The following is a 26,625-nucleotide window of genomic DNA, read 5'->3' as shown; positions in this document are numbered from 1 at the left end:
GCGATGCTGGATTTCCGTTCCATCGAGACCTTCCTCTGGGTCGTGAAGCTTGGCAGCTTCCGCGGCGCGGCGCAGCGCCTCAATACGACCCAGCCCGCCATCTCCCAGCGCATCGCCCAGCTCGAGCGCGAGCTCGGCGTCAAGCTGCTCAACCGCGATCATCGCGTGGCGTCCCCGACCGCGAGCGGCCGGCAGATGCTGGTCTATGCCGAGAAGCTGATCGGCCTGCGCGCGGAGATGCTGGCCGAGGTCGGCGACCGCTCGGCGATGCGCGGCGTGCTCCGGCTCGGCGTCGCCGAGACCATCGTGCACGACTGGCTGCCGCGGCTAATCAAGAGCGTCAACGAGAGCTATCCGAATCTGTCGCTGGAGATCGAGGTCGACGTCACGCCCCATCTGCACGCGCGGCTGCTGGCGCAGGAGATCGAGCTCGCCTTCGCGCTGGGCGCGCCCTCCGAGTCCGGCATCCGCAGCCGCGTGCTGTGCGACTATCCGATCAGCTTCCTCGCCAGCCCTGCCCTCGGCTTCGGCACGGGCGTGGTCACCGCCGAGCAGATGGCGCGGTTTCCGATCATCACCTTTCCGCGCAACACCCAGCCCTATGACAACGTGCGTTCGCTGTTCAACCGCCCGCATCTGCCGCCGATGCGGCTGCACGCCAGCGCCTCGCTGGCGACCGTGATCCACATGGCGGTCGAGGGGCTCGGCGTCGCCGTTATTCCGGCCGCGATCGTCGCCAACGAGATCGAGAGCGGCCGCCTGCAGGAGTTGAAGACGGACCTGAGGATTCCACCGCTGACCTTCACCGCGAGCTGGCTGTCGTCGCCCGAGATGATCGCGATCGAGCGCGTCGCCGAGCTCGCAGTCCGGACGGCGCAGACGGCCAGCCATCCCTCTGCATCGGTTGACGGGCTCGTCGCGGCGCGCGATGGACAGGATGCCGGAGTACAGGGAATTCAAGCATGAGCCGCGCCGTCACCAATCTGCAGATCGATTCCGCCCGCCTCTGGGACAGCATCCACGAGACCGCCAGGTTCGGCGCCACGCCGAAGGGCGGCGTGCGGCGGCTGACCCTGAGCCAGGAGGACAAGCAGGTCCGCGACTGGTTCCGGAAAGCCTGCGAGGATGCCGGGCTCGAAGTGCGCGTCGACACGCTCGGCTCGATGTTTGCACTTCGCAAGGGGCGCGACATGGCGAAGCCGCCGGTCGGGCTCGGCTCGCATCTCGACACCCAGCCCACGGGCGGCAAGTTCGACGGCATTCTGGGCACGCTCGGCGCGCTGGAGGTGATCCGCACCCTCAACGACGCCGGCATCGAGACCGACGCGCCGCTGTGCATCGTCAACTGGACCAATGAGGAAGGCTCGCGCTTCGCGCCGGCCATGATGGCCTCGGCCGCCTATGTCGGCGACTTCACGGTCGAGGACATTTTGTCGCGGACAGATGCCGCAGGCATGACCGTGGGCGCGGCGCTGGACGAGATCGGCTATCGCGGCGCGACGGCCGTCGGCACGCAGAAATTCTCCGGTTTCGTCGAGCTGCACATCGAGCAGGGTCCGATCCTGGAGGCCGAGAACAAGACCATCGGCGTGGTCGACCACGGCCAGGGCGTGTTCTGGTACGACGGCAAGGTCACGGGCTTCGAGAGCCATGCCGGCTCGACGCCGATGCCGCTGCGCCGCGACGCGCTGCTGGCGCTGTCGGAGTTTGCGCTGACCCTGGAGCAGATCGCGATCAAGCTCGGGCCGAACGCGGTCGCGACCATCGGCGAGGCCGTCATCGCCAATCCCTCGCGCAACGTGATCCCCGGCGAGATCGCCTTCACCATCGATTGCCGCAGCGCCAATGCCGATACGCTGGACGCACTCGATGCCAGCCTGCGCGCGGCCGCGGGTGAAATTGCGAAGAAGCGCCGCGTCGAGATCGCGATCGACCAGGTCTGGCGCAAGCCGCCGACGCATTTCGATCCGAAGCTGGTCGATGCCGTCGAGCGCGCCGCCGGCACGCTCGGCTATTCGCACCGGCGCATCACGTCGGGAGCGGGCCACGACGCCTGCAATCTGAACACGATCATGCCGGCCGCCATGGTGTTCGTGCCCTGCAAGGACGGCATCAGCCACAACGAGCTCGAGGACGCGACGCAATCCGACTGCGCCGCCGGCGCGAATGTCCTGCTGCACACCGTCCTGTCGCTGGCGGGCGTGGCGTCGTGATCTACTGCTTCAATCTACTCCAATATCAATGATCAATCATAAGCCTGAATAGCGCGGGCATGCTGGGCTCCCCTCCCCCTTGCGGGGAGGGGTCGGGGGTGGGGGTCCACAACGGCGGTGTCGCCCGGGGCTACCCCCTCCCCAACCCTCCCCCACAAGGGGGGAGGGAGTTCGCCTCTGTTGCCGCACTAGCCAGGCAGGACAACTAGGAGGTATCCGTGCGCGGAGTATTCATCGACGCCAACGACTCGCTGGCCGAGATCTTCGAGCGGCAGCGCAAATCGGGCGATCCCGAGATGCGCGTGCATCTCGATCCGGACATCAAGCCGGAGGACTGGCCCACGATCCTCGACGGCGCCGAGATCGGCGTGGTCGATCACACCGCCCTGCCCACCGAGGTCGCGAAGCAGTGCAAGGGCCTCAAGCACGTCGTCTTTCTCGGCACCGGCGCGCGCAGCTATATGAACCCCGAGGAGCTTAGCCAGCTCGGCATCACCGTGCATTTGATCAAGGGCTATGGCGACACGGCGGTTGCCGAAGCCGCCATTGCGCTGATGTGGGCCTCGGCGCGCGGCATCGCGCAGATGGACCGCGAGATGCGCGCCGGCAACTGGCTGCGCGACGACGGCATGCAGCTGACCGGCAAGACGCTCGGCCTGATCGGCTTCGGCGGCATCGCCGCCGAGGTCGCGCGCATCGCGTCGGGCAGCGGCATGAAGGTGATCGCCTGGAACCGCTCGCCGAAGAGCCATCCGGGCGTCGACTTCGTCAACCTCGACACGCTGCTGCAGCAGAGCCATGTCGTCTCGCTGCACCTCCTGCTCAACGACGAGACCCGCGGCTTCCTGTCGCGCGAGCGCATCGCGCAGATGCGCAAGGGCGTGATCTTCGTCAACACCGCCCGCGCCGCCATCGTCGACGAGGCCGCGATGATCGATGCCTTGCGCAGCGGCCACATCCGCCACGCCGGCCTCGACGTCTTCACCACCGAGCCGCTGCCCGCCGGTCACGTGCTGACCACGATCCCGAACGTGACGCTGTCCGCGCACTCGGCCTTCCGCACCCCGGAGGCGAGCGAAAACCTGATCCACGCCGCGTGGGAGCACTGCCGGCGGGTGGCGGCAGAGTAAACGCTCTCTCCTCCGTCATTGCGAGCGCAGCGAAGCAATCCAGAGTCCCGCGGCGACCCTGATTGCTTCGTCGCTGCGCTCCTCGCAATGACGTTGTTGGTCGAGCTGTCGCCTAAACTACCGCTGTCGTCCCGGCCAACGCAGGCAACCTATACCGCGTGATTGATCGAGAGCGGACGGTGGCAATCGCGTAGTGCGGATTAGCGGAGCGTAATCCGCCGTCGTCCAGCAACGATTAGTAAGGCGGGTTACGCCCCGCTAACCCGCCCTGGCTATGCAACCCGGCGTTCGCCGGGAGCGACAACAATAGCTGTTCCTAGTCCACCATCTCCGCGACCGCCTTGCCGCACGCCTCGGTATCGGCATTGCCGCCGAGATCGCGCGTGCGCAAGGTGCGCTCGGCGAGCGTGCGCTCGATCGCGCCGACGATCGACTGCGCCGCGGTCTTTTCGCCGAGATGCTCCAGCATCATCGCGCCCGACCAGATCATGCCGATCGGGTTGGCGATCCCCTGCCCCGCGATATCGGGCGCGGAGCCGTGCACCGGCTCGAAAACCGACGGGAAATGGCGCTCCGGGTTGATGTTGCCCGACGGCGCGATGCCGATGGTGCCGGTGCAGGCCGGGCCGAGATCGGACAGGATGTCGCCGAACAGGTTGGAGCCGACGACGACGTCGAACCAGTCCGGGTGCAGCACGAAGTTCGCGGTGAGGATGTCGATGTGGTACTTGTCCCACTTCACGCCCGGATAGTTCTTCGCCATCGCCTCGACGCGCTCGTCCCAATACGGCATCGTGATCGAGATGCCGTTGGACTTGGTCGCCGAGGTCAGATGCTTCTTCGGCCTGGACTGTGCCAGCTCGAAGGCGAACTTCAGGATGCGGTCGACGCCGGTGCGGGTCATCACCGTCTGCTGCGTCACGAACTCGCGGTCGGTGTCCGGAAACATGCGGCCGCCGACCGAGGAATACTCGCCCTCGGTGTTCTCGCGCACCACCCAGAAATCGATATCGCCGGGCTTGCGGCCAGCCAGCGGCGACGGCACGCCGGGCATCAGGCGCACGGGCCTGAGATTCACGTACTGATCGAACTCGCGGCGGAACTTGATCAGCGAGCCCCACAGCGAGACGTGGTCCGCGATCTTGGCCGGCCAGCCGACGGCGCCGAAATAGATCGCGTCATGGCCGCCGATCTGCGCCTTCCAATCGTCCGGCATCATCTGGCCGTGCTTCTCGTAGTAGTCGTAGCTCGAGAAGTCGAAATGGTCGAACTGCACGGCGACGCCATGCTTCTTGGCGGCGGCCTCGATCACGCGAATGCCCTCGGGCATGACCTCCTTGCCGATGCCGTCGCCGGGAATGACTGCGATGCGATAGGGCTTCTTGCTCATCGAGCGGATCCTCAGATGGTGCTGCCGGACTGTCCCGGCTGAAATCGTCGACGCCTGAATGGACCAAACGACGGCCCAGCGCAACGCTGCGGTGCAAGATTGACCGCATGGCTGACGCGCCCGACAATCCGGTCTCCCTCCCCTCAGCGAGCACCTCCATGGACCTTCATCTGCGCGGCAAGCGCGTTCTCATCACCGGCGCGTCCAAGGGAATCGGCGCCGGGGCGGCCGAAGCCTTTGCCGAGGAAGGCTGCCACGTCCGGCTCGCTGCGCGCAGCGGCGATCGCCTTTCCGCCCTGGTCGAGCAGCTCCGATCGAAGCACCAGATCGATGCAGCCGCGCATGTGGTGGACCTGCGGAAATCCGAAGACGTCGCGCGGCTGGCGCAGGAGGCGTCCGACATCGACATTCTCGTCAACAATGCCGGCGATATTCCGGGGGGCGCGATCGACAAGATCGACGAGGCGGCCTGGCGGCATGCCTGGGACCTCAAGGTGTTCGGCTTCATCAACCTGACCCGGCTGGTCTATGCCCAGATGAAGGCGCGCGGCGGCGGCGTGATCATCAACGACATCGGCGCGGCCGGCGAGAAGTTCGACGCCAACTACATCTGCGGCAGCGCCGGCAATGCGGCGTTGATGGCCTTCACCCGCGCGCTCGGCTCCAAGAGCCTCGCCGACAACATCCGCGTCGTCGGCATCAATCCCGGGCCGGTCGGCACCGATCGTCACGTCACCCTGTTGAAGACGCGGGCCCGCGACCTGTTCGGCGACGAGAGCCGCTACACGGAGTTCCAGAAGACCCTGCCGCTCGGCCGCCCCGCGCATGTCAGCGAGATCGCCGACCTGATGGCGTTCCTGGCCTCGGACCGTGCCGGCTACACCTCCGGCGTGATCTATACCGTCGATGGCGGCATCAGCGCAGGGTGGGGTTGATCGCCGCGACCTTTCCACCTCAGCCGAAACGTGATCTACAGCGAAGCGCCGGGACGCTTGCCATCAGGAGAACTAAGCTTTGGCCGACCAGGGATTGATCCGCGAGAGCGCCTGCGCCGTCGTCGACAAGTTGAAGTCCGGCAAGGTCACGCCGCTGGATTGCCTCGACGCGCTGGAAGCGCGCATCGCAGCCGTCGACGGCAAGGTCAATGCGCTGCCGACGCTGTGCTTCGATCGCGCGCGCGATCACGCCAAGGCGCTGATGCAGAAGCCGGCTGCCGAGCGCGGCGTGCTGGCCGGGCTGCCCGTGCCGATCAAGGATCTCACCGACGTCGCCGGCGTGCTCACCACCCAGGGCTCGCCGATCTTCAAGGACCGGATTCCGGAACGCTCCGATCTCATGGTCGAGCATCTCGAAGCCAATGGCGGCGTGATCTACGCCAAGTCGAACACGCCGGAGTTCGGCGCCGGCGCCAACACCTTCAACGAGGTGTTCGGCGCGACGCGCAATCCCTGGGACACGTCCCGCTCGGCGGCCGGCTCCTCCGGCGGCGCCGCGGTGGCGCTCGCCACCGGCATGGCCTGGTTGGCGCACGGCTCGGACATGGGCGGCTCGCTGCGCAATCCCGCCAGCTTCTGCGGCATCGTCGGCCTGCGCCCGAGCTTCGGCCGCGTCGCGAATACGCCGGCGGTGACCATCGACCGCAATCTCGCCGTCCAGGGCCCGATGGCCCGCAACGTCGCGGACCTCGCGCTGCTCTTGGACGCGATGAGCGGCGAGCACGTCGCGGATCCGATCTCGCTGCCCTCGCCTGCGACGTCGTTCCTGGCCGCCGCGCGCTCCGGCCAGAAGCCGGTCCGCGTCGCCTACTCGCCCGATCTCGGCATCACGCCCGTCGATCCCGAAGTCGCTGCCGTCACCCGCAAGGCGGCGCAGCGCTTCGCCGAGCTCGGCGTGATCGTCGAGGAGGCGCATCCCGATTTCAGCGAGGCGCATGAATGCTTCCACGTGCTGCGCGCGCTCGACTTCGCGATGAGCAAGGCGGAGCTGCTGCGCACCAAGCGCGACCTGCTCAAGCCCGAGGTGATCTGGAACATCGAGGAAGGGCTGAAGCTCACGGTCGCCCAGATCGCGCGCGCCGAGGCGCAGCGCATCGCGATCACCGCGCGCGCGGTGAAGTTCTTCGAGACGTATGATCTGCTGCTGGCGCCGGCGACCATCGTGCCCCCCTTCCCGGTCGAGAACCGCTACGTCGCCGAATGCGCCGGGCAGAAGTTCGACAACTACGTGCAATGGCTCGGCATCGTCTATGCGATCACGCTGGCCTGCTGCCCAGCCCTGTCGCTGCCCTGCGGCTTCACGGAAACGGGCCTGCCGATCGGCCTGCAAATGATCGCGGCGCCGCGCGCCGACGCCGAGCTGCTCGCCGGCGCCAAGTTGCTGGAAGATGTTCTTGGCGTGGCCAGCTCGACCCCGATCGATCCGCGCGCGCCGAAGGGCTAGTTTGGTCGGCGGCCTCATGGTTCGAGAGGCGCCTTGCGGCGCTCCTCACCATGAGGATCGGGACTTGCTTTCGTGGCGCGATGGCCGACGAACGGGCCTTTTTTTCAAGGCCGCCATCCGCCGAGTTCCATGCTCTGAACATGGGACCCATGTCCGTTATCGGCTGTTGGCAATCCGGGCGGCTGCCGTAGAAGGGCCGCAAATCATGCTTGCCGGAGACCGGATATGACAGACCAGGCGCTGCCGCCTGCCGCGGACACTACCACATTCACCGACGTCGAGCGGCGCATCAAGGCGATCCTGATCGGCTCGGCCGGCAACCTGGTCGAGTGGTACGATTTCTATGCCTATACGGCGTTCGCGCTGTACTTCGCGCCGGCCTTCTTTCCGTCGAAGGACCCGGTGGTCGAGCAGCTCAACGCCGCTGTCGTGTTCGCCGCGACGTTCCTGATGCGCCCGCTCGGCGGCTGGCTGTTCGGCTATCTCGCCGATCACCATGGCCGGCGGCTGTCGCTGACCGTCTCGGTGCTCTGCATGTGCTTCGGCTCGCTGATCATCGCGGTGACACCGACCTATGCCACCATCGGCATCGCCGCGCCGATCATCCTGGCGCTCGCCCGCGTGATCGAAGGCCTCAGCCTCGGCGGCGAATATGGCGCCAGCGCCACCTATCTCTCCGAGGTCGCCGACGCCAAGCATCGCGGCTTCTATTCGAGCTTCCAATATGTCACCCTGATCGGCGGGCAGCTCACCGCGATCATCGTGCTTTTGCTGTTGCAGAAGGTGTTCCTGACCCCGGAAGAATTGCGAGCCTGGGGCTGGCGCATTCCGTTCGCGATCGGTGCCGGCCTCGCAATCTTCGTCGCGGTGATGCGGCGGAACCTGCACGAGACCGAAGCCTTCGTGGAGGCCAAGAAGACCGTAGGCCCTTCCGGCTCGATCACCGCCCTGTTCAAATATCCGCGGGAGCTGCTGCTGGTGGTCGGCCTGACCGCGGGCGGCACCGCCGCGTTCTACACCTTCACCACCTACATGCAGACCTTCGTGAAGCTCTCGGTCGGCCTCACCGAGGACCAGACCACGATGGTGATCTTCGGCTCGCTGCTGTTCGCCTGCGTGCTGCAGCCGCTGTATGGCGCCATCTCCGACCGCATCGGTCGCAAGCCGCTGCTGATCTTCTTCGGCGTCGCCGGCACCTTGTCGACGATCCCGATCCTGACGGTACTGAAGGGCACCAAGGAGCCGTTCACAGCCTTCCTGCTGATCTGCGGCGCCTGGATCTTCACGGCGGGCTACACCTCGATCAATGCGGTGGTGAAGGCCGAGCTGTTTCCGACCAATGTCCGCGCGCTCGGTGTCGGCCTGCCCTATGCGATCACCGTATCGCTGTTCGGCGGCACCGCGCCGGCGATCGCCCTCTACTTCAAGAGCATAGGGCACGAGACGTGGTTCTATTATTATCTCACCGGCGTGATCTTCCTGTCGCTGCTGATCTATGCGACCATGCGCGACACCAAGCATGCGTCCGCGATGCACCGGCACGAATGAGCCCGCACGAAAGAGCCCGCACGAATTGACGAGGTGTCGAGATGGCCGACAAGTCCAGCCTGCCGCCCGAGAGCAAGCTGACCCGCAGCAAGGAACGCTGGGCGCGCGAGGGCAAATTCCTGACCGGCCGCATCATCAGGCCGGAGGACCAGCGCCTGCCGCCGGGGCAGCATCTGACCCGCGACTGGCCGGTGCTCGACCTCGGCCTGACACCGTCGGTCACGTCAGAGCGCTGGCGACTCGATGTCTATGGCGCCGTCGAGACCCCGCTGTTCTGGGACATGCGCGCCTTCCTCGCCCAGGAGCAGCGCCAGTTCGTCTCCGACATCCACTGCGTCACGACCTGGTCGCGCTACGACAATCAATGGGAAGGGCTCGCCACACGTGACCTGCTCGCCGCCTGCCGGCCGTGTGACAGCGCTGAATTCGTCGTGCTGCATTCCTATGACGGCTACACGACGAACCTGATGCTCGAAGACTTCGCCGCCGAGGATGCGTTGCTCGCGCATAGCTGGTCCGGCGCGCCGTTGACTGGAGAGCATGGCGGCCCGGTGCGCGTCGTCGTGCCGCATCTGTATTTCTGGAAGAGCGCGAAATGGCTCAAGGCGATCGAGTTTCTCGAGGCCGACAGACCCGGCTATTGGGAGGTGCGAGGCTATCACAACCGCGGCGATCCATGGGCCGAACAGCGCTATTCGGACTGACGGGCTCGCGTATCGACACGCCCGCGGAGCCGTAGGGTGGGCAAAGACGCGGAACGCGTCGTGCCCACCATCGCCCCGCCGATGAGAAAAGATTGGTGGGCACGCTTCGCTTTGCCCACCCTACGGACTGCATGCTATCGCTTCCGACCCGAAGCGCGGTCACCGCGATATCCGAACGTGCCAGAGATTCAGCATGGAGTTCACCTCAGAAACCGGCAAGATCCCCAAAGGCTATGGGTACCTTCTCAAGCCGAGCGTCATCCTCGCCGCACTGACCGCAAGAGATCTCGGCGGCATTCGCATCCACCTCGTTCGCAGCCACGGCAGGCGTCTGTTCGATGCACGATATCGGCCGCCGGACGGCGACATTCCTTACGAGCGTCTCAACATCAAGGTCGGCACCGCGCACGAGCGGGATTTACCCCCACTCCGCCGGCAAGCGAAGGACGAAGCGCTGCCGGCGCTCGTCCGATGGATTACCGATCTCGTCTCGCAGGACCTGCCGACCGCGATCCGGCATGGCGAACAGGAGATCGAGCTCCTGCCTCCGCGAGACTGATCGGCGCCTGGTCGTGAGATCGATCGCTGGTCCGGGCCGACCGCAGTCCAATCGCATATTGACCTACGTCGTAACGAACCATCACACCAGTTACTCCGTCATGCCCGGGCTCGTCCCGGGCATCCACGTCGTTCCCAGCATGCCGAACGGCGTGGATGGCCGGGACAAGCCCGGCCATGACGACCTGGAGACAGGCGGCACAAAACTCCGTTCGTCAAATGCGACAGCCCTCGGTCTGACCGGAAGGTGTTGGCGTCAATCATGTGGTCCCACGTCCAGCCTCGCCCCCTAAATAATCTCCCCTTGCGTTTTTCTGAAAATCGTGATTTATTCCTCGCCATCCCGCCTCGTTGCAGAGGGGCGTATCGCGATCGTCACGGACGTGGAGCGCGGGATGCGGTGGGCGCGACGGGTCGCAGCATGGTCTTCCGTGCGGACGAACGATCCGGTGCGCACGGTGAAATCGTGTGGTCTCGGCGCCGCGGTGCTGGCGTCAAGTCGTGGTGCGGATGACGCGCATCGCGATGACGGGGGCAAGAAAGCCGTTCCCCGGAGAGAGCACGTATAAGCCGTTCCAACCATTGCGCAGGGAAGGCCGGGATGTCCTCAGCCGTACCTGTGGTTCTGCCGCCTGCATTTTTTCCGCAGGCGGGCCATGGGGGCGGCAGGCTCCCGACCTTCCCTGCGCCCTCTTGTTTCAAGAGGGTGGAAGATCCGCGGAGCTCGGGCCGTGCAGGCCGCGAGGGTATGCCACCATGTCTGCGCGTATGGCCAGATCTGTTGTATGACAACGGGGAACGATGCCGTGTCATCGCCTCGCACGGCGGTGAAGACGCAACGGATGGAGACCACATCATGCCGACCGAACGTTTCCAGTTTGAAGGCGCAGGCGGCGACAAGCTCTCCGCGGCGCTCGATCTGCCTGATGGCGCGCCGCGGGCCTATGCGCTGTTCGCGCATTGCTTCTCCTGCGGCAAGGACACGCATGCGGCGCGGCGCATTGCCATGGCGCTGACGGCCCATGGCATCGCCGTGCTGCGGTTCGACTTCACCGGCCTGGGCTCCAGCGAAGGCGACTTCGCCAACACGACGTTCTCCTCCAACGTCGCCGACCTCGTCCGCGCCGCCAATCATCTGCGCGAGACCCGACAGCCGCCGGCGATCCTGATCGGCCACAGCCTCGGCGGAGCCGCCGTGCTGGCCGCCGCCGGCGACATTCCCGATGCGAAAGCCGTGGTGACGATCGCGGCGCCCTCCGACCCGGGCCACGTCACCGCGCTATTCAAGGACAGCCTCGAGGCGATCCGCCGCGACGGCTCGGCCGAGGTCTCGCTCGCGGGCCGTCCGTTCCGCATCAGCAGCTCGTTCCTCGACGACGTCGTCGAGCAGCGCCTGCTCGACAGGGTCAAGCATCTGCACAAGGCGCTGCTGGTGATGCACTCGCCTGTCGACGACACCGTCGGCATCGACAACGCGACGAAGATCTTCGTCGCCGCCAGGCATCCGAAGAGCTTCATCTCGCTCGATCACGCTGATCATCTCATCAGCAGGAAGGAGGACGCAGCCTACATCGCCGAGGTGATCGCGAGCTGGGCCGGCCGTTACGTCGCGCCGGCGGCCGCCGAGCCGGCGCCCGCGGATGGTCCGCGCGACGTGGTCGTGCGCGAGACCCGGTCGAGCAAGCTGCAGCAGGCCATCGCGCTCGGCCCGCATCATCTCACCGCCGACGAGCCGCTCTCGGTCGGCGGCCAGGACACCGGCCCGGGCCCCTACGACCTCCTGCTCGCGGCGCTCGGCGCCTGCACCTCGATGACGATGCGGCTCTATGCCGACCGCAAATTCCTGCCGCTCGACCGCATCACGGTCACCTTGCGCCACAGCAAGATCCATGCGGAGGACTGCGCGGAGTGCGAGACCAAGGTCGGGCTGATCGATCAGCTCGACCGCGAGATCCACCTGGACGGCGCGCTCGATCAGGAGCAGCGCAGGAAGCTGATGGAGATCGCCGACAAATGCCCGGTGCACCGGACGCTGACGTCGGAGATCCGTATCGTCACGCGCGCGACGGAGTGAGCTCATTCGGCTGAGTCACAACCACCGTCATTCCGGGGCAAGGCCGCGAGGCCTTGAACCCGGAATCCCGAGATTGTCCTGCGTCCATTTCCGGCAATGTCGAGATTCCGGGCTCAATCGCCGACGCACAGCCGCTTCGCGACTTCGCACCGACGATTGCCCCGGAACGACGGTGGTCGTGACACAATGAGACTAACGCGCGGCCTGCGGCTCGCTCTTCAGCGGCCTGACGCGCAACGCTCCGCGCAGGCCGGCCGCCGTGCCGATGAAGATTCCCGCGACGGCGACGAAGGACGGCAGCGCCAGGGTCGACAGCCCTGTCAGGCCCTGCCCGACCGAGCAGCCCAGCGCCATCACGCCGCCGATGCCCATCAGCGCGGCGCCGCCAACCGAGCGCAGCATGTGATGCGGAGAGTGGAAGCCTTCGAGCTTGAAGCGCCGCGTCGCCACCGCGGTGACGAGGCTGCCGGCGAGCACCCCGGCCACGGTGGCGATGCCGAAATTGGCGGTCGAGCCGGTCGACAGCATGATGTATTGCAGGGCATCGGCGATCGGCGCGACGAAGGTCAGGGACGCGACCGGCACGGGGTTGAAATCGTCCGCGCCGAGAGTGCCGGTCGCGAACCAGCCGGCCGCGATCAGCAGGCCGACGACGAGGCCGGCGAGCATCTGGCCGGGCGCGCGCCGGAATGGCGCATGCGCAAGGGCGAAGACGATCAGCGCGCCGCCGAGCCCGAGGGCCGGCAGCAGCCGCGCCGCTGCACCATGCAGGCCACCGACCGACAGCACAGCCGGCAGCGACGTCGCGGTCGCCGTGGTCTGCGAGCCCTGCATCAGCGCGATGCGCAGCGGCGCGATCAGGCCCTTCAACGTCATCTCCGCCGCGATCGCGAGCACGGTCACGACGACGAAGGAGCGCAGATTGCCGCGGCCGAGCAGCACCAGCGCGCGCGAACCGCAACCGTTGGCGAGCACCATGCCGTAGCCGAACAGAACACCGCCCAAGAGCATCAGTGGCACCGAGAACGTCGGCTGCAGATAGATCGACTTGCCGAGATCGACGGCGCCGTTGGCCGCGAGCAGCTGTGTGGCGATGATGGCGATGCCCATCGCCAGGGCGTAAGTTCGCACCAGCCGGCGGTCGCCGTCGGCCCACCAGCCGCGCAGGCTGCTCATCATGCAGAAGCCGCTGAGCAGCCCCACCACGCCATAGACCAGGCCGATCACGAGACCGGCCATCATGGCCAGATTGGCGGCTTCGGGCACGTTCGGGAATCCTTCCGGTTGCAGACAACACGCGCGTTGCGCAGGCAGCGCTTTCGCTTGACGCGCGCAGAATATTTGCCACGATGTCGCACCTAACTAGATGAGAATGCTTGTTCCAACAAGCATCGACGGGAGAGAACGCCGTGATTTCAGAAGCGCATCCTCAGGGGTGGCCGACGCATTGCGCATGCATGGAGGCCGCACGGTGAGCGGCGTGGCGACACTTTCCGCCGACGCTCTCGCCCGCGCCTGCGCCGACGCGATGTGGCAGGATGACCGCGCCAGCCAGGGGCTCGGCATGCACATCGTCGAGATCGGCCCCGGACGCGCCGCGCTGCAGATGACGGTGCAGCCGCACATGGTCAACGGCCACGGCATCGCCCATGGCGGCTTCATCTTCACGCTGGCCGATTCCGCCTTCGCCTTTGCCTGCAACTCGCACAACGACCGCACCGTGGCCGCACAGGGCAGCATCAGCTTCATCCGCCCCGGCAAGCTCGGCGACGTTCTGCTTGCTCGCGCGCACGAGGTATCCCGCAGCGGGCGCTCAGGCATCTATGATGTCCGCGTTACGGCAGGCGACACGGTGATCGCCGAATTCCGCGGCCATTCCCGCAGCATCGGCGGCACGCTGGTCCCGGCCGCCGCGAGCTGATCCGCTTCCCTATCGCCCCGCGCCCCTGCCGGAGGACCTGACCATGACATCGACCAAGCTTCAATCGACCGGCAGCTACGTTCCCGAGATGGACGCAGCCGAGCGAGCCTCGCGCGACGAGATCATGGCGCTGCAGACGAGCCGGCTCGCCTGGTCGCTGAAGCACGCCTACGACAACGTCGCCCATTACCGCCGCGCCTTCGACAAGGCGGGGGTGCATCCCTCCGACTTCCGCGAGCTCGCCGACCTCGCCAAGTTTCCGTTCACGGTGAAGACCGACCTGCGCGACAATTACCCGTTCAACATGTTCGCCGTGCCGCGCGAGCAACTGGTAAGGGTACACGCCTCCTCGGGCACGACCGGCAAGCCGATCGTGGTCGGCTATACCAGGAACGACATCGCGACCTGGTCGGCCGTGATGGCCCGCTCGATCCGCGCCGCCGGCGGCAGGAGCGGCATGATCATCCACAACGCCTACGGCTATGGCCTGTTCACCGGCGGCCTCGGCGTCCATTACGGCGCCGAGCAGCTCGGCTGCACGGTGGTGCCCATCTCCGGCGGCATGACCGAGCGGCAGGTGCAGCTGATCAATGATTTCCGCCCTGACATCATCACCGTGACGCCAAGCTACATGCTGGCAATCCTCGACGAGTTCAAGCGTCAGGGCCTCGATCCGCGGCAGAGCTCGCTCAGGATCGGCATCTTCGGCGCCGAGCCGTGGACCAATGCGATGCGCGCCGAGATCGAGGATGCGTTCGCGATGGACGCCACCGACATCTACGGCCTGTCCGAGGTGATCGGCCCTGGTGTGGCGCAGGAATGCCTGGAGACCAAGGACGGGCTGCACATCTGGGAGGATCATTTCTATCCGGAGATCGTCGATCCCGACACCGGCAAGGTGCTGCCCGACGGCGAGATGGGCGAACTGGTGTTCACCTCGTTGACCAAGGAGGCCTTTCCCGTCATCCGCTATCGCACCCGCGATCTGACGCGGCTGCTGCCGGGCACCGCGCGGCCGGGAATGCGACGGATGGAGAAGGTCACGGGCCGCTCCGACGACATGATCATCCTGCGCGGCGTCAACCTGTTCCCGTCACAGATCGAGGAGATCCTGCTGTCGACCGAGTGGTGCGGCGGCCATTTCATGCTGGAGCTGACGCGCGAGGGCCGCATGGACGAGCTGACCATCTACGCGGAGTCGCGCCCCGAGCATTGGGACGAGAGCGGCCTCGGCGCGCACGCCGAGCGCATCTCCATCCACATCAAGAACACCATTGGCCTCACGGCAAAGGTGAAAGTCGTCCCGCCCGACACGCTGGAGCGCTCGGCCGGCAAGGCGAAACGGATCAAGGACAAGCGGCCGGTGGGGTAATTGTTGGTGTCGCGAGTGTGAGGTTCGGCAAATGGTCGCGGCTCGTCCTTGCGAGCGAAGCGAAGCAATCCAGGGCAGCGCGAAGATTCTGGATTGCTTGGTCGCTTCGCTCCTCGCAATGACGGCGAGCGTAGTTCCTCACATATGATCGTAGTCCACCACCACCCGCTCCGTCACCGGCCTGGCCTGGCACGTCAGCACGAACCCCGCTTTCAGCTCCCAAGGCTCGAGCGAGTAGTTCAGCTCCATCTCGGCCTTGCCCTCGACCAGCTTGGCGCGGCAGGTGGAGCACATGCCGCCCTTGCAGGCGAAGGGCAAGTCGACACCGGCACGCAGCGCGGCGTCGAGGATGGCTTCGCCGTCGGCGACCGGAACCTCGCGGCGCTTGCCGTCGATGATCAGGGCGGCGATGGCCTTCGGCGGCGCCGAGTCCGGAACGACAATCTTGGTCCGCGGCTTGCCGCCGGCGCCGGAGACGAAGCGCTCGACATGGACGCGGTCGTCGGAGATCCCGAGCGCGCGGCAGGCGGCCTCGATATCCTCGCTCATCCCGATGGGACCGCAGATGAAGACGTGATCGACGGTCTCGGCCGGCACCAGCGAGCGCAGCAGCACGCGCACCTTCTCGCCATCGAGCCGGCCGTGCAGGATCGGCAGATCCTGCTCCTCGCCGGAGATGACGTGGAACAGCGAGAAGCGGTCGAGGAAGCGATCCTTAAGCTCCTCGAGCTCTTCGCGGAACAGCATGCCTGCGGTGGTGCGGTTACCGTAGAACAGGAAGAAGCGGCTGTGCGGCTCCCGCGCCAGCACGGCCTTCACGATCGAGAGGATCGGCGTGATTCCGGAGCCGGCCGCGAAGCCGACATGGATGCGGGCCGCCTCAGGCTGCAGCGCGACACCGAAGCGGCCGGTCGGCGTCATCACGTCGATCTCGTCGCCGCGCTTCAGTTCGTCAGTGACGAAGCTGGAGAACGCGCCGCCATCGACGCGCTTCACCGCGATGCGGATCTCGTCATCATCGGGGCCGGAGCAGATCGAATAGGAGCGCCGCACCTCCTCGCCGCCGAGCGTGGTCTTCAACGTGAGATATTGCCCCGGCGCGAACTGATAGTCCGCCGCCAGCTCGTTCGGAATCGCAAAGGTCAGCGACACGGCATCGGGCGCCTCGCGGCGCAGGTCACGGATAGCGAGACGGTGGAAGCGTGGCGTGGTCGACATCGGGTTCATCCTCCCGTCATTGCGAGGAGCGAAGCGACGAAGCAATCCAGGACCGCGCGCGGGACTCTGGATCGCTTCCGCCTACGCCCTTCGGGCTTCGGCGGACAAAGTCGCTGCGCTCGCGATGACGGCTGCTGCATCAGTGGCACTTGAAATAATCGAACGGCTCGCGGCACGATCTGCAGCGCCACAGCGCCTTGCACGAGGTCGAGCCGAACTCGGCGAGTTGCTCGGTATCGACGGATCCGCATTGCGGACACGCGACCTCGGCCACGCCGAACAGAGCGCGGCGCCCGCTCGACGGCTGCGGCGGCGCGATGCCGTACTCCCGCAGCTTGCGCCGCCCCGCCTCGCTCATCCAGTCCGTGGTCCAGGCCGGCGACAGCACTGTGCGAACGTGGGTCTCACGGAAGCCGGCGCGCTCGAGCGCCAGCTCGATCTCCAGCGCGATCATGTTCATCGCCGGACAGCCCGAATAGGTCGGCGTGATCGCGACCTCGACGCGGTCGCCGACGACCTCGACCTCGCGCAGGACGCCGAGATCGTCGATCGTCAGCACCGGAATTTCCGGATCGACCACCGATGCCGCGGCGTCCCAGGCGCGCTGGCGCAGCTCGGCCGGGCTGAAATCCGCAACTACCATGTCGCACCGGGAAAGCTGCGCTGCATGTATTGCAGCTCGCAGAGGAGATGGCCGAGATGCTCGCTGTGCCGGCCGTCGCGGCCGCCCTGCTGCATCCACTCGTTCTCCGGCAGCATCAGGGTCGCCTCGCGCGCGACATGCGACACGCTCGACAGCCATTCCGGCAGCAGCATCGTCGGATCGATCGCGATACCCGCGTCGATCAGACCGCGCTCACTCTCGTCGACGCTGAACATCTCGCCGGTATAGGGCCAGAGGTCATCGATCGCGGCTTGCGCGCGGGCGTGGCTTTCGTCGGTGCCGTCACCGAGCCGGATCACCCATTCGCTGGCGTGGCGCAAATGATAGGCGCATTCCTTCTCCGACTTGGCCGCGATCGCCGCCAGGGTCGCATCGGTCGAGCCCATCATGCCGCGCCAATACAGATCGGCGAACGCCGCGTAGAACAGCTGCCGCACCATCGTGTGCGCGAAGTCGCCATTTGGACGCTCGACCAGCAGCAGGTTGCGATACTGCCTGACATCCCGGAGATAAGCGAGCTTGTCCTCGTCATTGTCGCGACCCTCGACCTTGGCGGCGTAGCCGTAGAGCTCGCGCGCCTGACCGATCAGATCGAGCGCCATGTTGGACAGCGCCATGTCCTCTTCGAGAACAGGCGCATGGCCGCACCATTCGGAGAGGCGATGGCCGAGGATCAGCGCATCATCGGCGCGGCGCAAGGTGTAGAGCACCAGCGGCGTTTCGCAGACGGTGATCGAGGGAGCGGTCATGGTTGTGATCCGATCAGGCCCGCCACGAACTCAGCCATTGCGAGCGCAGCAATCCAGGGATTCATCCGAGCCGGCAGTCTGGATTGCTTCGCTGCGCTCGCAATGACGACGGCTGACGGCCGTCCGCACTCACATATGCCCGACTTCCTCGGGCACATCGTAGAACGTCGGATGCCGATAGATCTTCGACTCCGCCGGCTCGAACATCATGCCCTTGTCGGCAGGATCGGACGCGGTGATCGCGCTCGACGGCACCACCCAGATCGACAGGCCCTCGCCGCGGCGGGTGTAGAGATCGCGCGCCGCCTGCAGTGCCATGGTCGCATCCGGCGCGTGCAGCGAGCCGCAATGCTTGTGCGCAAGCCCGTTGCGGCTGCGGATGAAGACTTCCCACAACGGCGTGTTCGGCGTCGCCATTTCGATCTCCCTGTCCTATTCGGCAGCCTGCGCCATCCGGCGCCGCGCGCGCTTCTCGGCGTAGGCGGTCGCGGCCTCGCGCACCCAGGCGCCCTCGGCATGCGCCTTGCGGCGCGCGGCCATGCGATCGCGGTTGCACGGGCCGTTGCCGGCCAGCACCTGCTTGAACTCGTTCCAGTCGATCGGGCCGTGCACCCAATGGCCCTGCTCGTCCTGCGTCATCTCGGGATCGGGAATGGTGAGCCCGAGATACTGCGCCTGCGGCACGGTGGCATCGATGAACTTCTGGCGCAGCTCGTCGTTCGAGAAGCGCTTGATCTTCCACTTGGTCGAGGTGTCGCTGTGCTGGCTGGCCTGGTCGGGCGGGCCGAACATCATCAGCACCGGCCACCACCAGCGGTTCAGCGCGTCCTGCGCCATCGCCTTCTGCTCGGGCGTGCCGCGGCAGAGCGTGAGCATGATCTCGTAGCCCTGCCGCTGATGGAACGATTCCTCCTTGCAGACGCGGATCATCGCACGCGCATAGGGACCATAGGAACAGCGGCACAACGGAATCTGGTTCATGATCGCGGCGCCGTCGACCAGCCAGCCGATCACACCGATGTCTGCCCAGGTCAGGGTCGGGTAGTTGAAGATCGAGGAGTACTTGGCCTTGCCGGCGAGCATCGCATCGACCAGCTCCTCGCGCGAGGCGCCGAGCGTCTCGGCGGCGGCGTAGAGATACAGCCCGTGGCCGCACTCGTCCTGGACCTTGGCGAGCAACGCTGCCTTGCGGCGCAGGCTCGGCGCGCGCGTGATCCAGTTGCCCTCGGGCAGCATGCCGACGATTTCGGAATGGGCGTGTTGCGAGATCTGCCGGACCAGCGTCTTGCGATAGGCCGCCGGCATCCAATCGTTCGGCTCGATGCGCTCTTCGGCATCGATGCGCGCCTGAAAGCGCGAGGCGCGTCCAGCGTCCTCGGCGAAGCTGCCCTCCTCGGGCGAATTGAGCGCCTGCGTGTACATTGCGGCGGCGTCCTCCCAGGACTTGGTTGACGCCAATATATAACGAGATTTCATCCGTGCAATCGAATTCTGTAATATATCAACGGACCGCATTCTCAACGGCGAAACGCCGCAGCAGCGCCGCTCCGGCCGCCGGCAGAGGCCCCTCCTCATTTGTTGCATGCGCGTCGAGCCAGCGCTCGGAACCCGGCAGCAGCAACCGATAAATCTCGCCGCACAGCGCCCGGGCCTGCCGTCCAGGCCAATTCCCCGGCAGCAGCTCGGCCGGCAGCAGCGGATCGCGCAGCACGATGCGCCGATAGTGGTGGATCAGCAGGATCCGGGCGGTGAAGGCCTGCCCGTCGGACAACACCTCGCCGCGCGCGATGCTGTCCTTGAGCGGCGCAAAGGAGGCGCTGAACTTGCGGTACGCCTCCGCCGTCCGCTCCAGCGCCCAGCTCTCGGCGACCAGCCGTCGCGCCATGTCGGAGCCGGCGGACGCTTGCAGGCGGATGGCCCCCTCCACTGCGTCAGGGACGGCGATGCTCGAGGGGGCCACGAACACACCGGGCAGCGGGCTGCCGAAGCCCGCATCGCGCAGCGCAGTCCTCGCCTGCTCGCGATCCTCGGCGCTGCCGATGAGCAGCAGTTCGAAGCTGCCGTTCCATTCCGCCGGCGGCGAATCGTAGATGTGGCGGGTGGCGCCGGCGAAGGTCTGTTCGCCGCGCCGGGTCAGGCGATAGAAGCTGTTGCGTCCTATTCTGCTGCGCTCGAACCAGCCTTCCGCCGTCAGCCGCGACATCGCCGTGCGCACCACGCTGCCGTCGATGGCGAGCCCTTCGAAGAAGGCGAGCAAGCTGCCGAGCCAGACGCTGCCGCCCCGCGGCACGATGGCGTCGCCGAACACGGTGATGATCAGCGAGCCCGTGCGCGACGGCTCGCTCTTCAGTTGATTGACGATGCGGGACAGAGGCTGCGCCATGTCTCCGCTTTATCCGGTTTCGCCTGGTCACAAAAGAAAAGGCCCGCACGATGCGGGCCTTGCAGGTCGATCGGCTGATGCGCGAGGCGATCAGGCGGTCTTGTTGTAGGCCTTGGCCATGTTCTCCTGCGCGAGCTTGGCACCTTCGGTGACGAGCTTGCCGACATACTCGCTGGTCGACTTGGCGCGGGCGACGAGCGCCTCACCGCGGGCACGGGCCAGCTCACCCTGGATCTGAACGGCTTCGCTGATCGACTTGGCGGACGCCAGCCGGTCGATGCCGTCGAAGAAGGCCTCGGTGTCCTGATACAGCGCCTGCTGAATGTTCCGGCTGATCTTGCCGGCCTCGGTCACGCCGTCGAACACGGCGGTCTCGATCGCCGACGTCACCTTCTCGGAGCCAGCGAGGGCCTCCGCAGCGCGCTCCTTGGCGGTCGACGCGGTCTTCTTGACGAACTCCCGCGCGGACTCCGGCACTTCCATCGTCTGCAGGTTCTTGAACGCGTCGGTCACCGGCGCAAAGGCGTCTTTGACGGTGTCGAACACGGTGTTGGTCTCGGTGGTCATGGCTGTCTCCATCCTCAATGCTTCTGAGCTATGGCTCGCTCCGTCCCTTATGAAACCGGAGTGACTCAGCTATATCATTCTGAATGGTGCAACGCAACATAAATGTTGCAACGCACCATCCCGGGATGGGAGGAAAGAACTGGCAACCGCTGAGCGACCCGCCGCACGTCGGAACGTTCGGGTGAACCTCAGTGCTCGGCAGGGGCGCCGCCGTGCTTTTTGTTGCGGTTCTTCCCCGACCGGGCCGGCTCGGCCGGCTTTGGAGCCGCCTCATCAGCCTTGGGCGCGGCGTCGACGGGCTGAGACGGCTTCATCAACGTGTCGAGCATGGCCCGGATCTCGCGCAACTCTGCCTCGATCGCGACTGTCGGTGACGGATCGGGTGCTTTGGCAGCGTTCAGCGTCCGGTCGAGCAATGCTTTGATCTCGCTCAACTGGGGCGTGACGTCGACGGCGGATTTTGCCGCCGGTTGCGGAGCCTTGGTCGCGGCAAGAAGCTCGTTGAGCAAGTCCTTGATCCCCTTCAAGTCCGGCGTGACGTCGCGCGGCGGCGCCACGACTGGCGCCGGCGCCTTGGACGCGGAGAGAAGCGAATCCAGCACGCTCCTGATCTCGTTCAATTGCGGAGCGAGATCGGCGGGCGTCGTCGCGGGCACCTGCGCGGAAGCCAGCAGCTCCTTCAACAACACCCGTGTCTCCGCCAGCTCGCCCTCGATGGAGGCGAGCCGCTCATTCAAGGCGGTGAGCTGACCACGGCTCGGCACGTTCATGCCGGCGAAATAGTTTTCCATCAGATCAACCATGGGCTTCTGTCCGTTTCCTGAACCAGTTGCGGGACCGTCGGAGGATGGACGGGGCGTCACACCCATCGGGCGCAGCCGCGTGAAGGCGCTGAAGCTCTTCTGCATCTCTCCGACCATCTGCTGCCAGAATGCGATCGGGTCGCCAGCTTTGTTCGCCATCGGCACGCTCCTTCAGACCAATACAAGACTCAAACACAACTTATCATAGCACGCCTTCGCTGCGGTGCGGGAGAACTTGTAGCTTGCTTCTCTCGACCAACAGAACCATGCCATAGAGGGTTCCAAGGCCTTGAACGAGGGATCAAGTGACTGCAACTGCTCATCAGCCGCCGCAGACTGTGCGCGCCAACGGTATCGACATCTGCTACGAGATCTTCGGCGACCCGGCGGCCCCTCCCCTCGTGCTGATCATGGGCCTCGGCGGCCAGATGATCATCTGGTACGACGAGTTCTGCGAACAGCTCGCAAGCCGCGGCTTCCGCGTGATCCGCTTCGACAACCGCGACATCGGCCAATCGAGCAAGCTGCATGGCGGCCGCCGGCTGACCCCGTTCGAGCTGATCAAGCTGCGCTTCTTCAACATTCCCGTCTCCGCGCCCTACAAGCTGCTCGACATGGCCAAGGACACGGTCGGCCTGATGGACGCGCTCGACATCAAGTCGGCGCATCTGGTCGGCGCGTCGATGGGCGGCATGATCGCGCAGGAGATCGCGATCTCCTTTCCGCATCGCGTGCGCTCGCTGACGTCGATCATGTCGACGACCGGCAATCCGCGCATCCCGCCGCCGACGCGCGAGGTCGCGATGCTGCTGATGGCGCCGCCGCCGAAGACCAAGGACGACTACATCAAGCGCTTCCAGAAGACCTGGAAGGCGCTGCGCGTCGGCTCATTTCCCGAGGACGAGGTAAATGACGTGGCACTCGCCGAACGCTGCTTCGCGCGCGGCATCAATCCCGCCGGCGTCGGACGTCAGTTGCGCGCGATCCTGGCCTCCGGCAGCCGCAAGCCGCGGCTGCATCTGGTGACGGCGCCGACACTCGTGATCCACGGCAAGGTCGACCCGCTGGTCCATCCCACCGCCGGCAAGGACACGGCGGAGTCGATTCCGAATGCCAAGCTCCTGATGATCGACGGCATGGGTCACGCTACTCCGCGGCCGATGTGGCCGCAGATCATCGACGCAATCGCCGAGCACGCGCACGGCGCTAATGCGCAGGCGGCTTAGGAGAGCCGACGCGCTGCGTCGGCAGGCTTGACGACATCTGTTGTTGTTTGGCTCGGCCGCAGCCTCTCACTCGGACGTGCAATCTGCCTCGGCCGTTCTTCAACCGAACCGTCGCCGGCGCCATTCGATCAGCTTCGCGCTGACCTCCGCGGGCTGCTCCTGCTGCGTCCAATGGCCGCTGTCGCGGACGAGATGTTTCTCCAGGTCCGGCACCAGCTTCTCCATGCCGTCGGCGGCCGAGGGCGGCAGCACGGCGTCGTTCTCCGCCATGATCATCAGCGACGGCACGCGCACCGTTTGATCGAGCCCTTCGGCGCGCTGCCAGTTGCGCGTCATGTTGCGATACCAATTGATGCCGCCGGTGAAGCCGGTGCGCGTGAAGGTGTCGACGAACACCTGCTTCTCCGCCTCCGACAGGATCGGCTGCCGCGTGTCCTTGGCGGCGTCATAGGCTGCGATCATCTGCGGGAACGCCAGGTTGAGCGATGGCGAGGCTGCGATCCCGCCGTCCGGCGGCTCCGTCGGCGGCGTATCGCTGCGCGGCAGCGGCTTGCGCATGAAGGCATCGAAGGTCTCCCCGACACGGCTGCCGAAGATGCGGTCCGGCTCGCGTGCGGGATCCTGGAACTGCACGATGTACATCATGTCGCCGAACCGCTTGCGCATGATGGCGATGGGATCGGCGGGCGCGCGCGGCAGATGCGGCGTGTTGATGCCGACCACGCCCGCGACTCGGTCGGGGTATCGCAGCGGCATCTGCCAGACGACGAAGCCGCCCCAATCGTGACCGACGAAGATCGCCTTGTCGATCTTCAGATGATCGAGCAGGCCGACGAGGTCGGCGGTGAGATGCTCGAGGTCATAGGCCTCGACCGGCTCCGGCCGGTCGGTCGCGCCATAGCCGCGCTGATCGGGTGCGATGACGCGGATGCCGGCCTCGGCCAGCGCCTTGATCTGATGCCGCCAGGAGAAGGCCAGCTCCGGCCAGCCGTGGCAGAGGATCATCGGCGGCCGGTCGCTGACGGGGCCCGCCTCGTAATAGCCCATGCGGATGCCGTTGGTCGTCGCGAACTGCAGCGCCGGCATCCAAGACGGATCGGTCATGCGTCCTCCCCTGAAGTGTTCAGCCGGTCTTTTTCGACCGGTCTTCGGCTCCGGCATGGAGCCTGCCCCATGCCGTGACGTCACGCCACGTCCCTTCGGAGTTCCGCGCAAGCGTAATCCGTGCGGCCGTCGGCCGCGTCAGGCCGACTTCTTGTCGTTCGAGCGGCTGCCGCCGAGGCCTGTCATGGTCAGCATCAGGTCCTGAAACCGTTCGGCCAAGCGGGGATCGAACGTGAACCAGCTCTGCATGATGGCTTCGGGCGTGAGCTTGTCGATGTTGCTCGTCATCTGGTTCTGCAGCCGGTCCATGACCGCAGCCTGCATCGGACCGACATCGGGAAGTCCGAAAAACTGCCGCGCTTCGAGCGGTGTGCAATCGATCTCGATATTGACTTTCATGTCCGCTCCGCTGTTCGAACCATCCCGACGCGAGCCCCGGGCCGGGCTCCCTTCACCAGGAAGACCATCCCGGACTCGCGGCAGGGGGTGTCCAGTATCACCGCGCCGGCCCCCCTCTAGCAAGCGGCGCGTTGCTGCAGGTGCGCAATTCCCGGGACATGGTCAATCCGGCGAGCCCTCAGCCCCATCCCGGAAGCCGCCGCTCGCGTGCGCCGCACAGCGGCGGCGGGGGGATAACCATATCGTTTAGGCTTAAACAAACTGCACTTGTGTGCCGCCGCTGAACTCTGGCAACATATTCGGATCGATCTGCCGCGGGTCGCACGACGCACCGCCAGGCCAGAGCCAACGGGATCAGTTCATTCCGGCGCGGCATCAGACTTGCAAGCATATCGCCCGGCGTCTTGTTGCTTCTTGAAGTTCGTGCAAGAGGCGCTGCAGACAACACGAACTTCGAAGCAAAACAGGCCGGACACAATCGCGCCTGCCGAAAAACCAAGCGTCAAACGCGGAGAATTTGGACATATGTCGGGACGCAAATCCCTGCTCATCGCGGCAGCGGTCGCATTCGGCCTCGCCGTCATGCCAGCTTCGGCCCAGACCCTGCGCTATGCCAACCAGGGCACCCTGAAATCGCTCGATCCCTACACCTTCAAGGAATCGACCACGATTGCGCACCATGCTCACGTCTACGAGGGGCTGACCGCGCGCGACAAGGATCTGAAGATCATCCCCGCGCTGGCCGAGAGCTGGGAAACGCCCGAGCCGACCCGCTGGCGCTTCCATCTGCGCAAGGGCGTCAAGTTCCACAATGGCGAACCCTTCACGGCCGACGACGTGATCTTCTCCGCCGATCGCGTCCGCGCCACCGGTTCCAACTTCCTCTCCAACGTTCCGCCGGACGCAAAATTCATCAAGGTCGACGACTACACCGTCGACGTGAAGCTCGATGCCCCCAATCCCATCCTGATCTCGCAATGGGATACGTGGTACATCATGAGCAAGAAGTGGTGCGAGGACAACAACTCGGTCGCGCCGACGCCGGTGTCGGCAACCACGCCGAGCTACGCCGCGCTGCATGAGAACGGCACCGGCCCCTTCATCATCGAGAGCCATCAGCCCGGTGTGAAGACCGTGTTCAAGGTCAATCCGAACTGGTGGGGCAAGCCCGAGCACAATCTGAAGGAGATCGTGTTCACCACCATCGCCTCCGACGCCACGCGCGTCGCCGCGCTGCTGTCCGGCGAGGTCGACGTCATCGAGCCGGTCCCGGTGCAGGATATCGGCCGCGTCGATTCCAGCCCGAACGCCCAGGTCCTGAAGGGACCGGAGCTGCGCACGATCTTCCTTGGCATGGACGAGACGCGCGACGAGCTCTTGTACTCCAACGTCAAGGGCAAGAACCCGTTCAAGGATATCCGCGTCCGCGAGGCCTTCTACAAGGCGATCGACGTCGAGCTGATCAAGACCCGCGTCATGCGCGGCCTGTCGACCCCGTCGGCGCTGATGATCGCTCCGCAGCTCTATGCGCTGTCGAAGGACTTCACCCGGCCGAAATATGATCCGGACGCCGCCAAGAAGCTGCTGACCGAGGCCGGCTATCCCGACGGCTTCGAGGTCGGCATGGATTGCCCGAACGACCGCTACGTCAACGACGCCGCGATCTGCCAGGCCGTGGTCGGCATGCTCGCCCGCATCGGGGTCAAGGTGAACCTGAACGCCCAGCCCAAGGCGCAGTACTTCGCCAAGGTGCTGAAGCCCGGCGGCTACAACACCTCGTTCTTCCTGCTCGGTTGGACGCCCTCCTCGATGGACGCGCACAACGTGATGCACGACATCATGGGCTGCCGTGACGATGCCAAGGACCCGACCCGGGGCGAGGCCAATCTCGGCAATTACTGCAACAAGGAGTTCGACGCCCTGACCGACAAGGTCCTGGTCGAGACCGATACCGCCAAGCGCAATCAACTGATCAAGCAGGCCTTCGAGATCGGCATCAAGGATTACGGCTACATCCCGCTGCATCAGCAGGCGGTGGCCTGGGGCGTCTCGAAGAAGGTGAAGATTCCGCTGCGCGCCGACAACGCCGTGCTGCTGTTCCTCGCCACCAAGACCGAGTAGTCCAGACGCAACGACAAGTCCCGGAAAGCAGAACTGCTTTTC

The 26,625-nt window shown here is 65.7% G+C and carries 25 protein-coding genes; 13 read left to right on the top strand and 12 right to left on the bottom strand.

Translation table 11 applies throughout. The features are described from left to right. Window positions 1–3: 3 nt before the first annotated feature. The 3 genes from QX094_RS23840 to QX094_RS23830 all read left to right on the top strand — a co-directional run bounded on the left by QX094_RS23840 (window position 4) and on the right by QX094_RS23830 (window position 3,343). The gene (locus QX094_RS23840) at window positions 4–966 is read left to right on the top strand and encodes a LysR family transcriptional regulator (RefSeq protein ID WP_315715785.1); all 963 of its coding nucleotides are present in this window, start codon (window positions 4–6) and stop codon (window positions 964–966) included. Further along, on the top strand, window positions 963–2,213 hold the full coding sequence (locus tag QX094_RS23835) for a Zn-dependent hydrolase (RefSeq protein WP_315749150.1): 1,251 nt from the start codon (window positions 963–965) through the stop codon (window positions 2,211–2,213). The genes QX094_RS23840 and QX094_RS23835 overlap by 4 nt, the downstream gene beginning before the upstream one ends. Before the next feature lie 218 nt (window positions 2,214–2,431). Further along, on the top strand, window positions 2,432–3,343 hold the full coding sequence (locus tag QX094_RS23830; protein ID WP_316188163.1) for an NAD(P)-dependent oxidoreductase: 912 nt from the start codon (window positions 2,432–2,434) through the stop codon (window positions 3,341–3,343). 316 nt (window positions 3,344–3,659) lie between these two features. Here QX094_RS23830 and QX094_RS23825 read toward each other — a convergent pair whose 3' ends face one another. Beyond that, window positions 3,660–4,733, bottom strand: a complete 1,074-nt coding sequence (locus tag QX094_RS23825) for a tartrate dehydrogenase (protein WP_316185162.1) — start codon at window positions 4,731–4,733, stop codon at window positions 3,660–3,662. Between the two features lie 158 nt (window positions 4,734–4,891). Between QX094_RS23825 and QX094_RS23820 the strand changes: the two genes are divergently transcribed. The 6 genes from QX094_RS23820 to QX094_RS23795 all read left to right on the top strand — a co-directional run bounded on the left by QX094_RS23820 (window position 4,892) and on the right by QX094_RS23795 (window position 12,056). Beyond that, on the top strand, window positions 4,892–5,668 hold the full coding sequence (locus QX094_RS23820; protein WP_316185160.1) for an SDR family oxidoreductase: 777 nt from the start codon (window positions 4,892–4,894) through the stop codon (window positions 5,666–5,668). A gap of 79 nt (window positions 5,669–5,747) precedes the next feature. Then, entirely contained in the window at window positions 5,748–7,172 is a 1,425-nt protein-coding gene (locus tag QX094_RS23815; RefSeq protein WP_316170587.1) for an amidase, read from the top strand. A gap of 225 nt (window positions 7,173–7,397) precedes the next feature. After that, complete coding sequence (locus QX094_RS23810) at window positions 7,398–8,720, top strand: MFS transporter (protein WP_315754675.1); 1,323 nt, start codon at window positions 7,398–7,400, stop codon at window positions 8,718–8,720. Between the two features lie 41 nt (window positions 8,721–8,761). Then, the gene (locus tag QX094_RS23805; RefSeq protein ID WP_316185158.1) at window positions 8,762–9,424 is read left to right on the top strand and encodes a sulfite oxidase-like oxidoreductase; all 663 of its coding nucleotides are present in this window, start codon (window positions 8,762–8,764) and stop codon (window positions 9,422–9,424) included. A 193-nt stretch (window positions 9,425–9,617) separates the two neighbouring features. After that, entirely contained in the window at window positions 9,618–9,983 is a 366-nt protein-coding gene (locus tag QX094_RS23800; protein WP_315754677.1) for a hypothetical protein, read from the top strand. Window positions 9,984–10,838: 855 nt separating this feature from the next. Further along, window positions 10,839–12,056: a bifunctional alpha/beta hydrolase/OsmC family protein gene (locus tag QX094_RS23795; RefSeq protein WP_315715776.1), complete on the top strand. Its 1,218-nt coding sequence runs from the start codon at window positions 10,839–10,841 to the stop codon at window positions 12,054–12,056. 192 nt (window positions 12,057–12,248) lie between these two features. Here the strand turns inward: QX094_RS23795 and QX094_RS23790 are convergent, their stop codons facing one another. Further along, window positions 12,249–13,295, bottom strand: a complete 1,047-nt coding sequence (locus QX094_RS23790) for a YeeE/YedE family protein (RefSeq protein ID WP_315715828.1) — start codon at window positions 13,293–13,295, stop codon at window positions 12,249–12,251. A gap of 232 nt (window positions 13,296–13,527) precedes the next feature. On the opposite strand from QX094_RS23790, the gene paaI reads away from it, so the two are divergent. Continuing rightward, window positions 13,528–13,977: a hydroxyphenylacetyl-CoA thioesterase PaaI gene (gene paaI, locus QX094_RS23785; RefSeq protein WP_315715775.1), complete on the top strand. Its 450-nt coding sequence runs from the start codon at window positions 13,528–13,530 to the stop codon at window positions 13,975–13,977. Window positions 13,978–14,020: 43 nt separating this feature from the next. Beyond that, the gene (gene paaK / locus QX094_RS23780; protein ID WP_315715773.1) at window positions 14,021–15,349 is read left to right on the top strand and encodes a phenylacetate--CoA ligase PaaK; all 1,329 of its coding nucleotides are present in this window, start codon (window positions 14,021–14,023) and stop codon (window positions 15,347–15,349) included. Between the two features lie 138 nt (window positions 15,350–15,487). On the opposite strand, the gene paaE is transcribed toward paaK, so the two are convergent. From paaE to QX094_RS23740, 8 genes are all read right to left on the bottom strand, one after another. Next, window positions 15,488–16,567 carry a 1,2-phenylacetyl-CoA epoxidase subunit PaaE gene (gene paaE / locus QX094_RS23775; RefSeq protein WP_315715772.1) on the bottom strand — a complete coding sequence of 360 codons (1,080 nt, stop codon included), beginning with the start codon at window positions 16,565–16,567 and terminating at the stop codon, window positions 15,488–15,490. A 139-nt stretch (window positions 16,568–16,706) separates the two neighbouring features. Continuing rightward, window positions 16,707–17,210 carry a 1,2-phenylacetyl-CoA epoxidase subunit PaaD gene (paaD, locus tag QX094_RS23770; RefSeq protein WP_315715771.1) on the bottom strand — a complete coding sequence of 168 codons (504 nt, stop codon included), beginning with the start codon at window positions 17,208–17,210 and terminating at the stop codon, window positions 16,707–16,709. Beyond that, window positions 17,204–17,980 carry a 1,2-phenylacetyl-CoA epoxidase subunit PaaC gene (gene paaC, locus QX094_RS23765; protein WP_315715770.1) on the bottom strand — a complete coding sequence of 259 codons (777 nt, stop codon included), beginning with the start codon at window positions 17,978–17,980 and terminating at the stop codon, window positions 17,204–17,206. The genes paaD and paaC overlap by 7 nt, the downstream gene beginning before the upstream one ends. Before the next feature lie 129 nt (window positions 17,981–18,109). Then, window positions 18,110–18,397 carry a 1,2-phenylacetyl-CoA epoxidase subunit PaaB gene (gene paaB / locus QX094_RS23760; protein ID WP_315715769.1) on the bottom strand — a complete coding sequence of 96 codons (288 nt, stop codon included), beginning with the start codon at window positions 18,395–18,397 and terminating at the stop codon, window positions 18,110–18,112. A gap of 15 nt (window positions 18,398–18,412) precedes the next feature. Then, window positions 18,413–19,402, bottom strand: coding sequence for a 1,2-phenylacetyl-CoA epoxidase subunit PaaA (gene paaA / locus QX094_RS23755; RefSeq protein WP_315715768.1), 990 nt, complete (start codon window positions 19,400–19,402; stop codon window positions 18,413–18,415). 79 nt (window positions 19,403–19,481) lie between these two features. Next, window positions 19,482–20,363, bottom strand: coding sequence for a phenylacetic acid degradation operon negative regulatory protein PaaX (paaX, locus tag QX094_RS23750; protein ID WP_315715767.1), 882 nt, complete (start codon window positions 20,361–20,363; stop codon window positions 19,482–19,484). Between the two features lie 90 nt (window positions 20,364–20,453). Beyond that, the gene (locus QX094_RS23745; RefSeq protein WP_315715766.1) at window positions 20,454–20,930 is read right to left on the bottom strand and encodes a phasin; all 477 of its coding nucleotides are present in this window, start codon (window positions 20,928–20,930) and stop codon (window positions 20,454–20,456) included. A gap of 188 nt (window positions 20,931–21,118) precedes the next feature. After that, window positions 21,119–21,892 (bottom strand): hypothetical protein, encoded by a 774-nt coding sequence (locus QX094_RS23740; protein WP_315715827.1) that lies wholly within the window; start codon window positions 21,890–21,892, stop codon window positions 21,119–21,121. A 146-nt stretch (window positions 21,893–22,038) separates the two neighbouring features. On the opposite strand from QX094_RS23740, the gene QX094_RS23735 reads away from it, so the two are divergent. Next, the gene (locus tag QX094_RS23735) at window positions 22,039–22,959 is read left to right on the top strand and encodes an alpha/beta hydrolase (RefSeq protein WP_315715765.1); all 921 of its coding nucleotides are present in this window, start codon (window positions 22,039–22,041) and stop codon (window positions 22,957–22,959) included. A gap of 99 nt (window positions 22,960–23,058) precedes the next feature. Here the strand turns inward: QX094_RS23735 and QX094_RS23730 are convergent, their stop codons facing one another. Together QX094_RS23730 and QX094_RS23725 are read right to left on the bottom strand one after the other, a co-directional pair. Beyond that, a complete protein-coding gene (locus QX094_RS23730; RefSeq protein WP_315715764.1) occupies window positions 23,059–24,063 on the bottom strand; it encodes an alpha/beta hydrolase in 1,005 nt (334 codons plus the stop codon). 138 nt (window positions 24,064–24,201) lie between these two features. Continuing rightward, window positions 24,202–24,462, bottom strand: a complete 261-nt coding sequence (locus QX094_RS23725; protein ID WP_315715763.1) for a DUF6489 family protein — start codon at window positions 24,460–24,462, stop codon at window positions 24,202–24,204. Between the two features lie 525 nt (window positions 24,463–24,987). Between QX094_RS23725 and QX094_RS23720 the strand changes: the two genes are divergently transcribed. After that, entirely contained in the window at window positions 24,988–26,583 is a 1,596-nt protein-coding gene (locus QX094_RS23720; protein ID WP_315754699.1) for an ABC transporter substrate-binding protein, read from the top strand. Window positions 26,584–26,625 lie beyond the last annotated feature (42 nt).

The sequence above is a fragment of the Bradyrhizobium sp. SZCCHNS1050 genome (assembly GCF_032484785.1).
GTDB lineage: Bacteria > Pseudomonadota > Alphaproteobacteria > Rhizobiales > Xanthobacteraceae > Bradyrhizobium.
Note: the sequence above shows the minus strand (reverse complement) of the source record. Positions and strands in the feature narration are given on the sequence as shown.